The organism is Fictibacillus enclensis (assembly GCF_001457035.1).
Taxonomy (GTDB): Bacteria; Bacillota; Bacilli; order Bacillales; family Fictibacillaceae; genus Fictibacillus_C; species Fictibacillus_C enclensis.
Genome location: NZ_KQ758618.1, coordinates 807,629 through 821,597 on the forward strand (window position 1 = coordinate 807,629; position 13,969 = coordinate 821,597).

General features: G+C 46.5%; 13 protein-coding genes and 2 tRNA genes. 14 read left to right on the forward strand and 1 reads right to left on the reverse strand.

Annotated elements, in window-relative coordinates:
• Positions 1 to 44 precede the first annotated feature (44 nt).
• The 5 genes from racE to AS030_RS14470 all read left to right on the forward strand — a co-directional run bounded on the left by racE (position 45) and on the right by AS030_RS14470 (position 3,984).
• Positions 45 to 851 (forward strand): glutamate racemase, encoded by an 807-nt coding sequence (gene racE, locus AS030_RS14450; protein WP_061973039.1) that lies wholly within the window; start codon positions 45 to 47, stop codon positions 849 to 851.
• A gap of 89 nt (positions 852 to 940) precedes the next feature.
• Complete coding sequence (locus AS030_RS14455; protein WP_061972571.1) at positions 941 to 1,990, forward strand: GerMN domain-containing protein; 1,050 nt, start codon at positions 941 to 943, stop codon at positions 1,988 to 1,990.
• Between the two features lie 122 nt (positions 1,991 to 2,112).
• Positions 2,113 to 2,868: a ribonuclease PH gene (rph, locus tag AS030_RS14460; RefSeq protein WP_061972572.1), complete on the forward strand. Its 756-nt coding sequence runs from the start codon at positions 2,113 to 2,115 to the stop codon at positions 2,866 to 2,868.
• The gene (locus AS030_RS14465) at positions 2,865 to 3,455 is read left to right on the forward strand and encodes an XTP/dITP diphosphatase (protein ID WP_061972573.1); all 591 of its coding nucleotides are present in this window, start codon (positions 2,865 to 2,867) and stop codon (positions 3,453 to 3,455) included. The genes rph and AS030_RS14465 overlap by 4 nt, the downstream gene beginning before the upstream one ends.
• A gap of 13 nt (positions 3,456 to 3,468) precedes the next feature.
• Complete coding sequence (locus AS030_RS14470) at positions 3,469 to 3,984, forward strand: metallophosphoesterase family protein (protein WP_061972574.1); 516 nt, start codon at positions 3,469 to 3,471, stop codon at positions 3,982 to 3,984.
• Between the two features lie 159 nt (positions 3,985 to 4,143).
• Here the strand turns inward: AS030_RS14470 and AS030_RS24590 are convergent, their stop codons facing one another.
• On the reverse strand, positions 4,144 to 4,275 hold the full coding sequence (locus tag AS030_RS24590; RefSeq protein ID WP_276203860.1) for a hypothetical protein: 132 nt from the start codon (positions 4,273 to 4,275) through the stop codon (positions 4,144 to 4,146).
• Between the two features lie 136 nt (positions 4,276 to 4,411).
• On the opposite strand from AS030_RS24590, the gene AS030_RS14475 reads away from it, so the two are divergent.
• From AS030_RS14475 to leuB, 9 genes are all read left to right on the forward strand, one after another.
• A tRNA-Gly gene (locus AS030_RS14475) sits at positions 4,412 to 4,485 on the forward strand.
• A 178-nt stretch (positions 4,486 to 4,663) separates the two neighbouring features.
• Positions 4,664 to 4,740: transfer RNA gene (locus AS030_RS14480), tRNA-Arg, on the forward strand.
• 297 nt (positions 4,741 to 5,037) lie between these two features.
• Positions 5,038 to 5,943, forward strand: coding sequence for a branched-chain-amino-acid transaminase (gene ilvE / locus AS030_RS14485; protein ID WP_061972575.1), 906 nt, complete (start codon positions 5,038 to 5,040; stop codon positions 5,941 to 5,943).
• A gap of 26 nt (positions 5,944 to 5,969) precedes the next feature.
• The gene (gene ilvD / locus AS030_RS14490) at positions 5,970 to 7,637 is read left to right on the forward strand and encodes a dihydroxy-acid dehydratase (RefSeq protein WP_061972576.1); all 1,668 of its coding nucleotides are present in this window, start codon (positions 5,970 to 5,972) and stop codon (positions 7,635 to 7,637) included.
• A 354-nt stretch (positions 7,638 to 7,991) separates the two neighbouring features.
• On the forward strand, positions 7,992 to 9,710 hold the full coding sequence (gene ilvB / locus AS030_RS14495) for an acetolactate synthase large subunit (protein WP_061972577.1): 1,719 nt from the start codon (positions 7,992 to 7,994) through the stop codon (positions 9,708 to 9,710).
• Positions 9,707 to 10,225 carry an acetolactate synthase small subunit gene (gene ilvN / locus AS030_RS14500; RefSeq protein ID WP_061972578.1) on the forward strand — a complete coding sequence of 173 codons (519 nt, stop codon included), beginning with the start codon at positions 9,707 to 9,709 and terminating at the stop codon, positions 10,223 to 10,225. Before ilvB ends, ilvN begins: the two co-directional genes overlap by 4 nt.
• Positions 10,226 to 10,287: 62 nt before the next feature.
• Positions 10,288 to 11,319 carry a ketol-acid reductoisomerase gene (gene ilvC, locus AS030_RS14505; protein WP_061972579.1) on the forward strand — a complete coding sequence of 344 codons (1,032 nt, stop codon included), beginning with the start codon at positions 10,288 to 10,290 and terminating at the stop codon, positions 11,317 to 11,319.
• Positions 11,306 to 12,847, forward strand: coding sequence for a 2-isopropylmalate synthase (locus tag AS030_RS14510; RefSeq protein ID WP_061972580.1), 1,542 nt, complete (start codon positions 11,306 to 11,308; stop codon positions 12,845 to 12,847). Before ilvC ends, AS030_RS14510 begins: the two co-directional genes overlap by 14 nt.
• Before the next feature lie 21 nt (positions 12,848 to 12,868).
• Entirely contained in the window at positions 12,869 to 13,966 is a 1,098-nt protein-coding gene (leuB, locus tag AS030_RS14515) for a 3-isopropylmalate dehydrogenase (protein ID WP_061972581.1), read from the forward strand.
• The last annotated feature ends 3 nt before the right edge of the window (positions 13,967 to 13,969 follow it).

A 13,969-nucleotide genomic window follows, 5' to 3' on the forward strand; every position in this document is an offset into this window, starting at 1 on the left:
CATACAACATGAATAGACACCGGAAGAAAGAAGAGGCGGAAAAAATGGATAAACCAATAGGTGTAATTGACTCGGGTGTCGGCGGATTGACTGTGGCAAGAGAGATCATGCGGCAGCTGCCAAAAGAAGAAATCTATTACGTGGGAGATACAGCCCGCTGCCCTTATGGCCCGCGGCCAATGGACGAAGTCAGAACCTATACATTGGAAATGATTGAATTCCTTCTGAGCAAGGAGATAAAAATGCTGGTTATTGCCTGCAATACGGCAACGGCAGCGATATTGGAAGAAGTGAAAGAAAAGCTGAGCATCCCTGTTATTGGGGTGATTAATCCCGGCGCACGCACGGCCCTTAAAGTGACAAAAAATGGTCAGGTGGGCGTTATTGGCACCTTAGGGACTATTAAAAGCCACGCCTATGAAAATGCGTTAAAAGGCATCAAAGGGGACATTACAGTCCACAGTCTGGCTTGCCCCCCATTTGTGCCATTGGTTGAAAAGGGAGAGCTTGACGGGGAAGAAACGGTACATGTCGTATCCGAAGTGCTTCAGGAATTAAAAGATAAACCGATCGACACCGTGATTCTCGGCTGCACGCACTACCCTTTGCTGCGCCCTGTCATTCAGCGTGTCATGGGAGATGGCATTAAACTCATCTGCTCCGGTGCTGAAACAGCAAGGGAAGTGTCAGCAATCCTCGATCACAGCGGTCTTTTGTACAAGGGGGACCGGATGCCTGAGCATGAATTTTTCTCCACTTCCGATAACGGTCATTTTCTTGAGATCGCCAACCATTGGATGGAACAAAAAATCGAACAAGTACACTTTATTACCCTTGGGCAAAACGGATAACCGTTTTGCTTTTTTTTTCTCAACATAGTGGTCTAAACAGGGGGACAGCCCGTATAAATAGTAGTACAACCACTTGGGGAGGGAAAAGTATGTACAAAAGGTTCAAAATAGGAGCGCCGCTTTTTCTGCTGTCAGCTTCCTTATTGATGGCGGGATGTGGAATGGGAGGAAATAAAGCAGATAATGAGGTCGATCCTCCGAAAGTGAATTATGTGAAAGAAGGAAAATCTCTTGATGCAGAGACAACGGCAAAGGCGAACAAAAACGCTGTAAAACGCCAGCTGTTTTTGCTCGACAGCAATGGTTTGGTGGTGCCTCAGATGCTGAATCTGCCAAAGACAGGAACCGCCGCGAAACAGGTGCTCGAATATCTGGTTAAGGACGGGCCGGTCTCCAATATACTGCCCAACGGTTTTCAAGCTGTTCTTCCCCCTGACACCCAGGTGCTCGATGTCGCTGTCAGCAAGGATGGCACGGCGACAGCCAATTTTTCGAAAGAGTTTATGGATTACAGAGGGCAGGATGAGCAAAAGCTTCTTCAAGCGATTACCTTTACTCTCACACAATTTGACAATATCAAAAACGTAAAAATACAAATAGACGGCAAGGATCAAAAAGTAATGCCGGTTAATCACACCCCCATCAATGATGGAATCAGCCGGGCGGATGGAATCAACATCGAAAACGGGGATGTTGTGGATATGACAGGCAGTGACACGGCAACACTCTACTTTGTTGCCCAAAATGATTCTCAAACCTACTATGTGCCGGTGACACGCCGGGTGGCCAAAAATGACTCAGACCCAATCAGTGCAGCAATCCATGAACTGGTTCAGGGGCCGGGTGAGCAGAGCAGACTGCTAACTGGTATGAGAAATGATGTAAAATTGCTGGATCCGCCAGTATTGAAACATGGAGTCGCCACCTTAAACTTCAATAAAGCCATTCTTGAAAACAAATCGGAACATACCATTGATGACACAGTGCTCCAATCCATCGTCTTATCATTGACCGAGCTGAATGGAGTGAAAAAAGTAGCGATACAGGTAGACGGCAAAGCAAAATTGAAAAATGAAGAGGGGAAATCCATTACTGCTCCTGTTTCCCGTCCTGAAATGGTGAACACCGGAGAATTTTAACGAAAGATAAACTTGTGGTAGGATAAAAGAGACGGCTTCTTGCCTTCTCTTTTTTGTTCACGAAATTTTCGGAAATCGTTTTAAGAGAGCAGGAAGCGAGCAGGAACATCGGGAGGATTATAATGAGAAATGACGGCAGGTCAAACGATGAACTCAGATTCGTCAGAATGGAAAAAGACTACATAAAGCATGCGGAAGGATCAGTTTTAGTTACCGTTGGGGATACAAAAGTCATTTGTACAGCAAGTATAGAAGACAGGGTCCCGCATTTTATGAGAAACCAGGGCAAAGGCTGGATAACGGCTGAATACTCCATGCTTCCAAGGGCAACAGAGCAACGGACAGTGCGGGAAGCAAGCAGGGGAAAGGTGACAGGCAGGACGATGGAAATCCAGCGTTTAATCGGCAGGGCACTTCGTTCGGTTGTGGATTTACCTAAAATGGGCGAGCGGACACTCTGGATCGATTGTGATGTCATTCAGGCAGACGGTGGCACACGTACGGCATCCATAACAGGAGCCTTTGTGGCCATGGTTCTGGCTTTCGTCGGGCTGATCGAAGCCAAGACGATCAAAAAGATGCCAGTGAAAGATTTTCTGGCTGCAACTTCTGTGGGTATTGACAACTCGGAGGGTCCTATTTTGGATTTAAATTATGCAGAAGACGCCAACGCAAATGTGGATATGAACATTGTGATGACAGGAAGCGGGGAGTTTGTGGAGCTTCAGGGAACCGGAGAAGAAGCGACATTCTCTTATGCAGAGCTTCAGTCTCTGCTGAAGCTTGGATCAAAAGGTGTTGGTGAGTTGATTGAATTACAGAAGGAAGTCCTCGGTGAATGGGCGAAACTTATAAATGAAGCGGAGGATGAAAAATGAAAGTTCTGATTGCTACAAAAAATGCTGGGAAAGTAAAAGAGTTTCAATTCATGTTTGCCGAAATGGGTGTTGAAGTTTCCTCTTTACTCGATGTGGAAAACGCGCCAGATGTAGAGGAAACAGGAACCACTTTTGCGGAAAACGCCCGGCTGAAGGCAGAAGAAATTGCAAATTTATATCATTTGCCGGTAATCTCGGATGATTCCGGTCTTGTTATTGATGCACTCGGTGGAAGACCTGGTGTTTTTTCAGCCCGGTATGCGGGAATAGAGAAAGACGATGAAAAAAATATGGACAAGGTACTGGATGAAATGCGCAGCGTTCCGGAAGAGGAGCGGACCGCTCGATTTGTTTGTACATTGGCCATCGCCAGGCCGGGTAAGGAAACCGTGATTGTTGAAGGTCATTGTGAAGGCAGCATTGCTTATAAAAAAACAGGAAGCCATGGGTTCGGCTATGATCCGATTTTTCTCGTTCAGGGAATATCGAAAACGATGGCCGAGCTTACAAAAGAGGAAAAAAATCAAATCAGCCATCGTGCGAAAGCATTGGCCGAACTGAAAGACCAGATGCATCTGCTGTTTTAGGAGGTAGCCAACCGTGAAAGTGTTAATTGTGAGTGACAGCCATGGATACAAAAAAGAACTCGAACTGATAAAGGAACGGCACCGTCATGAAGTCGAGGGTATGATACATTGCGGAGATTCGGAACTGACGTCTGATTCACCAGAATTGAAAGACTTTGTGGTTGTGAAGGGGAATATGGATTATGCTGCACCGGATCTTCCCACAGAAGTCATCGAATTGATCGGTGATACCGTATTTTATGTCACACATGGTCATTTAATGGATGTGAAAATGTCGCTGGTGTCCCTGACATACCGCACTGAAGAAACCGGTGCCAAAATCGCGTGTTTCGGGCATTCCCATACTGCTCATTGCTTTGAGCAAAACGGGCATGTTTATATCAACCCTGGCAGCATCAGAATGCCAAGGGAGCGTTTTGAGAAAACATATGCAATTTGCGAAGTACATGGAAGCTCAGTCACCGTCTCGTATCTGGATCTTGAAGGACAAGAAGTAAGAGACCTTAGAAGAGAATTTCAAATAAGCTGAGAATCTTTTCTGAAAAACTTGATTAGATAACGCCATTGCGAAGTTGATTGTAGTGAAAGGTACAAGATCCTCGAAAATGAAATACACATTTTCTTGTTGCGATGTAATGCTGAGGAAGCATTCCTTATCCTGCGGAAGTAGCGTGACAGGTGAGGCTAATTAGGCGTAAACGCCGGCAAAGTAGGCGTTTACGCCGGTAAAGTAGGCGTTTACACCGGCAAAGTAGGCGTTTACGCCGGTAAGGCTCACCGCACACCCCGCGGATAGCGGGCGTCCTGAACCGGAAATCAACTGCTTCCCGCTCCAGTGTTCGAAAATAGTATAATAAATGGATATAGCTTTTTTCTCCTGAAAACTTGTTGACATATTTAACAGGGTATAGTATATTTACTTATGTCGCTGATGCAGTGGCATCCTAATCAAACATGCGGGTGTAGTTTAGTGGTAAAACAAGAGCCTTCCAAGCTCTGGTCGTGAGTTCGATTCTCATCACCCGCTCCATTTGCTATTTCTCACGTTGCAATGGAAATGAAAAGGCAAGACTTTTTTTACGGAACAGGAAAAGTCAATTAGTGATTGATCATACGTTTTCCCCGAGGAAAACAAACCTGTGTGCCCGCAGCGCTTTGCAGTAGCATGAAGTTGCACTGCTAGGCGGAAAGGGCTCTAAAATACATATGTCCCAGTAGCTCAGCCGGATAGAGCATACGCCTTCTAAGCGTACGGTCGGGAGTTCGAATCTCTCCTGGGACGCCACTTTACTTACATATTCAAGACACCTTTTATTGAAAGGGTGTCTTTTTTTTGTGATTTTCTAATTAATCGGCTCAATTTGTAAGCGCTTCAAAAATGTTTACAAATGAGGCGTTTAAGACTCGATTTCTTGTACAGCAATAATGTAAGCGTATACATAAAATTAGAATAAACAGAAAAATTACATTTTTTTAAAAAATGTGGTTGACCTGCGTCCAAAAGGGGCGTAACATAATCAACAATTATCAGATTAAATTAAAAAATTCGAACAATTACTACTAAAGGAAAAGGAGGATCACGATGTTAGAGCAATGGGTTTATGTAGACGGTGAATTTGTCTTAAAAGAAGATGCCAAGATCTCTGTTTATGACCATGGTTTTTTATATGGAGATGGGGTGTTCGAAGGCATTCGCGTCTACAACGGAAATGTTTATCGGCTAGATGAACATCTGCAGCGTCTTTACGAATCGGCTCAGTCCATCATGTTAACTATTCCATACACGAAAGAGGAGCTGACCCAAATTATTGTTGAGACGCTCCAAAAAAACCAATATCGTGATGCCTACATTCGCTTAGTGATATCACGGGGAAGGGGAAACCTTGGACTTGACCCGTTTACTTGTGAAAAGCCGGGAGTTATTGTCATTGCAGAACAGCTAGCTCTTTTCCCAAAAAAACTTTATGAAACGGGAATTGAAATTGTGACAGTAGCGAGCCGGCGGAATAGAGCAGACGTGCTTAGCCCGAAAGTAAAATCACTGAACTATTTGAACAATATTCTCGTGAAAATTGAAGCCAATTTGGCCGGTGTAAGCGAAGCCTTGATGCTGAATGACCAAGGCTATGTGGCTGAAGGCTCTGCAGATAATGTTTTCATCGTTAAAGGAAACAGCATAAAAACACCTCCGGGTTATCTGGGGGCTCTCGAAGGTATCACAAGAAATGCCATCGTGGAAATTGCCGCCGAGCTCGGCTATAACGTCTCTGAAGAACCGTTTACACGGCACGATGTCTATGTGGCTGATGAAGTGTTCCTTACAGGGACGGCTGCTGAAGTCATTGCTGTCATTAAGGTGGACGGAAGAGTAATCGGAGAAGGCGTTCCAGGAAAACACACCAATATCCTTTTGGAAGCTTTCAGAAAAAGAGTGGTTGAAGAAGGAGTCAAGGTTTATTCCAAATCAACCAACGTACAGGCAGGATAATCAATTTGTAACAGGAGATGTCGTATATGCGTAGTAACATGATAAAAAACGGAATTGACCGAGCGCCACATCGAAGCTTGCTTCATGCGGCCGGTGTAAAAGCAGAAGATATGAACAAACCATTTATTGGGGTCTGTAATTCCTATGTAGATATCATTCCGGGCCACATGCACCTAAATAAAGTGGGTGAGAAAGTAAAACAGGCCATTCGCGAAGCAGGCGGTGTACCGTTCGAGTTCAACACAATCGGTGTTGACGACGGGATCGCCATGGGCCACATCGGAATGCGTTATTCCCTTCCAAGCCGGGAAATTATCGCTGACTCCGCCGAGACAGTAATCAATGCTCACTGGTTTGACGGAGTGTTTTATATCCCGAACTGTGACAAGATTACACCAGGGATGCTGATGGCCGCGGCCAGAACCAATGTACCTGCTGTATTTGTATCTGGTGGTCCGATGGAAGCCGGTAAGTCATCTTCCGGTAAATCCCTTTCTCTCGTTTCAGTTTTTGAAGGAGTCGGTTCCCACCTGTCAGGCAAAATGTCGCGTGAAGAGCTGCTTGAGCTTGAGACAAGTGCCTGTCCGACCTGCGGATCCTGTTCGGGAATGTTCACTGCAAACAGCATGAACTCCATCATGGAAATGCTCGGCATCACACTTCCGGGCAACGGCACACTCGTAGCAACCTCGGAGGAACGAGATAAGCTGTATAAAGATGCGGCTTTCCACCTGATGGACCTTGTTGAACGCGATATCCGGCCGAGAGACATTATCACGAAAGAAGCAATTGATGATGCATTTGCTCTTGACATGGCCATGGGAGGCTCGACGAACACAGTCCTTCACATGCTTGCCATCGCACATGAGGCGGGTGTTGAATATGACCTTAAACGAATTAATGAAGTAGCGGAAAGAGTGCCATACCTCTCAAAGATAAGCCCTGCATCAGACTATACCATGCAGGATGTTCATGAAGCCGGAGGGGTCAGCGCCATTATCAAACAACTTGGTCAAATGGACGGTGCCATTCACCGGGACAGGATCACTGTCACTGGCAAAACATTGTATGAAAATGTGGAAGAGGCTGAAATTTTAAACAGTGATGTTATCCGCTACCCTGACAACGCCTACAGTCCTGTAGGAGGCCTTTCCATTCTGTATGGAAACCTTGCACCTGACGGCTGTGTTATCAAAGTTGGCGGCGTGGATCCATCCATCAAATATTTTGAAGGAGAAGCGATTGTCTTTGAATCCCAGGACGAGGCGCTTGACGGAATAAAAACCGGTCAAGTCAAGGAAGGCCATGTAGTGGTAATCCGCTATGAAGGGCCAAAAGGCGGGCCGGGGATGCCGGAAATGCTGTCTCCAACTTCCGCTATTGCCGGAATGGGCTTAAGCACAAAGGTAGCTTTGATCACCGACGGAAGATTCTCAGGTGCTTCCAGAGGAATTTCCATCGGCCATATCTCGCCGGAAGCAGCAGAAGGCGGACCAATCGCTTTCCTTGAAAATGGCGACCAAATATTAATTGATCTCCCTAACCGAACAATCAATTTGATGGTCAGTGAAGAAGAATTGCATCAAAGAAAGGCGGATTGGCAGCAGCCAGAGCCTAAAATCAAACAAGGCTATCTCGCCCGTTATGCCAAACTTGTCACTTCGGCCAATACTGGCGGAGTCCTGAAAGTATAATACCTTTTAAAATTAAAAATCATTAAATCTGTGAAGGGGAAGAATGACAGAAGGTTATTTCCAGAGAGCCGGGTTGCTGTGAGCCGGTAATAACCCTGTCAGGATCTCACCCCTGAGTGTCTGTTCGAACGCACGGTTCAAGTGTCAGTAGGTCAGATCGAGTTAGCCAGTTTTTTTTCAATGGGTAACTTGTTATCAAACCGGATGAACTTTTCATCCATGAGGCGGCAATGCAAGAGCCGCGAAAAAGGGTGGTACCGTGAAAAGAAGCCTTTTCACCCCTTTGGCAGGATAAACACTGTCATTTTGGGTGAATAGGCTTTTTATTTTGAACAAATAAGGGAGGAATCAGAAATGAAAGCCAGCTGGGTGGCTGAGGAAGAGAAAAGCAAAGTCCTGAAGATGTCTGGGGCCGATATGCTGATGGAGGCACTGGAAAAAGAAGGGGTTGACGTATTATTCGGATATCCCGGGGGTGCCGTCCTTCCCATTTATGATGCGCTGTACAAAAGGAACATCAAACACATTTTAACAAGGCATGAACAAGGGGCTATTCACGCTGCTCAAGGGTTTGCAAGAGTGGCCGGAAAGCCCGGCGTTGTTATCGCCACCTCAGGGCCAGGCGCGACCAATCTGGTAACGGGAATAGCGGATGCCATGATCGATTCACTCCCGCTTGTTATTTTCACAGGCCAGGTTGCCACATCGGTTATCGGAACAGATGCCTTTCAGGAAGCCGATATCGTTGGAATCACGATGCCGATCACAAAGCACAATTATCAGGTGAGAAAAGTGGAAGAGCTGCCAAGAATCATTAAAGAAGCCTTCCACCTTGCACAGACCGGCCGTCCAGGCCCGGTACTGGTTGATATTCCTAAAGATATCTCTACATCGATTGGTTCGTATAAACCATCCAACGAAGTTGATCTTCCGGGATATCAGCCAACGACAATTCCGAACCTCCTGCAAGTCAAGCGTCTGGCAGATGCCATCGCACAAGCGAAGAAACCAGTCATTCTTGCTGGAGCCGGCGTCCTGTTTGCCAAAGCCGAGGAAGAGATCCTTGCACTGGCCGAGCAGCACAGGATTCCTGTCACGAATACGCTTCTCGGACTGGGAAGTTTTCCGTCGGAACATCCGCTCTTCCTGGGAATGGCCGGAATGCATGGTACGTATGCGGCGAATACCGCTCTTCATGAATGTGACCTTTTGATTGGAATCGGAGCCCGTTTTGATGACCGGCTTACAGGCAACCTTGCACACTTTGCCCAAAAAGCAACTGTTGCCCACATTGATATCGATCCGGCTGAAATCGGAAAAAACGTTGAAACGCTTATTCCGATTGTAGGCTGCGCAAAACATACAGCGGCAGCTTTGCTCCGCGAGAGCACAACGTCAGGAGACACGGAGGAATGGGTTTGCCAATTGGCGGAACTTAAGAACAGTTATCCGCTTTGGTACAAAAATGAAGGGGATGTACTGAAGCCGCAGCGACTGCTTGAAATCATTCATGAGGAAACCAAAGGTGAAGCCATTGTTACAACAGATGTAGGTCAGCACCAAATGTGGACGGCTCAATATTATGGATTTTCCAAACCGAACCGCTGGGTAACCTCAGGGGGACTGGGAACCATGGGATTTGGTTTTCCGGCAGCAATTGGAGCCAAAATTGGCAAACCAGAGCTTCCGGTTGTGGCAGTAACGGGGGATGCAGGGTTCCAAATGACCCTTCAGGAGCTTTCCGTTTTACAGGAAATGAAGCTTCCGGTGGTCATTGTCATCGTCAATAATCAATCGTTGGGCATGGTGAGGCAATGGCAGGAAATCTTCTATGAAGAACGGTATTCAGAATCCTTGCTTCCGGTCCAGCCGGACTTTGTAAAACTGGCTGCTGCTTACGGAATTGAAGCCGCATCGGTTACGACCGAAGAAGAAGCTCGGGCCAAATTTGCCGAAGCGCTTGATTCCAAAGGACCATTCTTGCTGGACTGTAGAGTCGCATCAGATGAAAATGTTTATCCGATGATTGCACCCGGCAAGGGAATCCATCAGATGATTGGGGTGAAACCATGAGGCGCATCATAACCGCCACAGTATTAAATCGAAGCGGGGTACTCAACCGGCTGACGGGATTAATGACCAAGCGGCAATTTAACATCGAAAGCATCACGGTCGGGCATTCAGATGATCCATCGATCTCGAAAATCACTATCGTTGTGCAGGTGGAGGATGACAGAAAGCTTGAACAGCTCCTGAAACAACTTCACAAGCAAATTGATGTGCTAAAGGTGAAGGATCTCACGGAAATGGCACTCGTCGCGAGGGAGCTGGCCTTGATCAAAGTGATGACCACTCCGGAAACCCGCAGTGAGATCAAAGTGATCATCGAGCCGTTCAGGGCAAGTATCATCGATGTCAGCCTGGAAAACGTGACCATTGAAGTGACAGGCGACAATGACAAGGTAGAAGCGATCATCGAGCTTCTGAGACCATATGGCATTAAAGAAATTTCAAGAACAGGCCTTACCGCCATGCCGAGGGGTACACAAAAAACGGTCTATAATCTGAATCAGTTTTCTATTATTTAAATCTATAAAAAATAAAACCAACAAAACCAACAAAACCAACTATTATTGAGGAGAGATGAAAAATGGCAAAAGTATTTTATGACAAAGAGATCGCGGATCAGTATCTAAACGGAAAAAAGGTAGCAGTTATTGGATATGGTTCACAGGGGCATGCACACGCGCTAAACCTGAAGGAAAGCGGTTATGACGTGGTGGTAGGAGTAAGACCAGGTAAATCATACGATCAGGCAGTCGAAGACGGAGTACGCGTGGCATCTGTTGAAGAAGCTTCCAATGAAGCGGATGTTATCATGATCCTTCTGCCGGATGAACTGCAGCCGCAGGTATACAAAAAGGAAATTGAGCCGGCATTGACACCAGGCAAATCACTTGTTTTTGCTCACGGATTCAATGTTCATTTCCATCAAATCGTTCCGCCGGACTTTGTGGATGTATTCCTTGTTGCGCCTAAAGGGCCAGGACATCTTGTACGCCGTACGTATGAAGCAGGAGCCGGGGTACCTGCATTGATCGCCGTTTATCAGGACGTTTCAGGAACTGCGAAGGAAACAGCGTTGGAATACGCAAAAGGAATTGGAGCGGCAAGAGCCGGCGTTCTTGAAACAAGCTTTAAAGAAGAAACAGAAACAGATTTGTTCGGTGAACAGGCAGTATTGTGCGGCGGATTGACTTCGCTTGTAAAAACAGGATTTGAAACGCTTGTTGAAGCAGGCTATCAGCCGGAAGTTGCTTACTTTGAATGTTTGCACGAACTCAAATTAATTGTAGATTTGATGTATGAAGGCGGATTGGAAGGCATGAGATACTCTATCTCTGATACAGCCCAATGGGGTGATTTCCAATCCGGTCCTAGAGTCGTAGATGAAGATACAAGAGAGAAAATGAGAGCGGTATTGAAAGATATCCAAACAGGTGAATTTGCAAAAGGATGGATTCTCGAAAACCAAGCGAACCGCCCGGTGTTCCATGCTGTGAATGAAAGCGAAAAGAATCACCCAATCGAGGTTGTTGGCCGCGAGTTGAGAGCAATGATGCCATTTGTGAAACAGCAGAAAAGTAAGAAAAAGGAGGCAGTAAGCAGTGCGAAAAATTGATATCTTTGACACAACATTACGGGATGGCGAGCAGACGGCTGGAGTAAATTTAAACGCCCATGAAAAACTGGAAATAGCCAGACAGCTTGAACGGCTCGGTGTTGATGTCATTGAGGCAGGATTTCCGGCAGCTTCACCTGGGGATCTTGCTGCGGTGAAACAGATTGCTGAAGAAATTAAAAACAGCACTGTCACCGGCCTTGCGCGTTCGACCCAAAAGGACATCGATGCCGCATGGGAAGCACTAAAAGACTCTGCCGAACCCCGTCTGCATGTGTTTCTGGCAACGTCTCCAATTCATATGACATACAAACTGAAAAAAACACCGGACGAAGTTATTGAAACGGCTGTCCAGTCGGTTAAATATGCTAAACAGAAGTTTCCGGTTGTACAATGGTCTGCCGAAGATGCATGCCGTTCAGATTTGCCATTCCTTGCAAAAATCATTGAACAAGTGATTGAGGCAGGTGCATCTATCATCAATCTGCCAGATACGGTAGGTTATCGCAGTCCTGCTGAATACGGGCAGCTCTTCCAATATGTAAGAGAGCATGTTCCAAATATCCACAGGGCGAAATTATCAGCACACTGCCATGACGATTTGGGCATGGCAGTAGCCAACTCGATGGCGGCTATTGAAAATGGAGCGGACCAGATAGAGTGCGCGATCAACGGCCTCGGAGAACGAGCAGGTAATGCATCGCTGGAAGAGATTGGGGTTGCTCTAGCCATCCGCAGCTCCTTTTATCAGGCGGAAAGCCGGTTGGAATTAAAGGAAATCAGCCGTACGAGCTCGCTTGTCAGCAGACTGACAGGAATCAGCGTTCCTCCGAATAAAGCAGTGGTAGGTAAGAATGCATTTGCGCATGAATCTGGCATTCATCAGGATGGCGTGCTGAAAGAGAAATCAACGTATGAAATCATTACACCTGAACTTGTCGGTGTATCTTCCAACTCGCTTGTTTTGGGAAAACACTCAGGACGTCATGCCTTCCGGTCACACATTCAGAAGCTTGGCTTTGAACCGGGGGAGGAACAACTTAATATCCTGTTCAAGGAATTTAAGGACCTTGCCGACAGAAAGAAGGAGCTTACCGAGGAAGACATTTTTGCGCTGCTTCTGGAGCACAAGATCCAGCCGCCGGTTCCGATGTATCAGCTTGGCGACCTTCAGGTGAATTATGGAACAAATAATATTCCGACGGCGACCATTACATTAAAAGCACCGGATGGAACAGAGATTCAGGAAGCGGGTACCGGATCAGGAAGTGTGGAAGCCATCTACAATACGCTGGATAAAATGCTTCCGCTGCCGGTTCATTTAAAAGATTACCGCATCCAGTCAGTCGGATCCGGCAGAGATGCGCTGGCACAGGTATACGTTCTTCTCGAATACGAGGATCAGGAGATCAATGGAAGCGGAACGGCGCAGGACGTACTGCAGGCTTCAGCCAAAGCGTATGTTCACGCCCTAAACAAAACGATCATGAACGTTCAAAAAGACGAATTGGTGAACGTGAGTCTATAAATCTAATGAGGAGGGGTCAAGATGGAAAAAACAATTACAGTCTTGCCGGGTGACGGAATCGGACCGGAAGTGATGAAAGGGGCTTTGCGTGTCCTCAAAGCAGTTGAAGCCCGCTATGGCCATCAGTTTAATGTGACAGAAATGCCGATCGGCGGTAAAGCCATTGATGAGACAGGATTTCCATTGCCCTCTGAAACGCTGGAACAATGCAAAAAAAGTGATGCTGTTTTGCTGGGAGCTGTTGGCGGCCCGAAATGGGACGGAATGGAAAAACGGCCGGAGCAGGGCCTGCTTCAAATTCGCAAGGAATTGAATGTTTTTGCCAACCTTAGGCCGGTAAAAGCATTCGCCCCTCTTGGTGATATTTCACCGCTCAAACCGGAGCTCATCGAAAATGTGGACTTGATATTTGTCCGGGAGCTCACAGGCGGGCTGTACTTTGCCCAGCCAAAAGGAAGAACTGGAAATGAAGAAGCGGTAGATACGCTGTATTATCACCGCAATGAAATCGAACGAGTGGTAAAAAAGGCATTTGAAATTGCCGCTTCGCGAAGCGGCAAACTGACTTCTGTAGATAAAGCCAATGTCCTTGAGTCAAGCAAGCTTTGGAGGGAAGTGGTCAACGAAATGGCCAAGAGCTTTCCGGAAGTGGAAGTAGAGCACATGCTTGTTGACAATGCTGCGATGCAGCTTGTCAGAAACCCCGTACAATTTGACGTCATTGTGACAGAGAATATGTTTGGTGACATTTTATCTGACGAAGCATCAATGATCACTGGCTCTTTGGGTATGCTGGCTTCCGCTTCGGTAAGTGAGGACGGTCAAGGGCTTTATGAGCCGGTCCATGGATCTGCGCCTGACATTGCCGGGAAGAATGCGGCCAATCCACTGGGGATGGTCCTGTCAACTGCCATGATGCTTCGTCATTCCTTCCATATGAATGACGAAGCGGATGCAATAGAAATGGCCGTTCAGGAAGTATTGAACGCCAATTACCGAACCAGAGATATTGAAAGCAAAAAAGGAAGAATATCCACAACAGATGAAATGGTGGACCAGCTGATCTATCGATTGGATGAAAATGCAGCAACCACCACACTGCTTGAAGTGTATGTGTAAGGA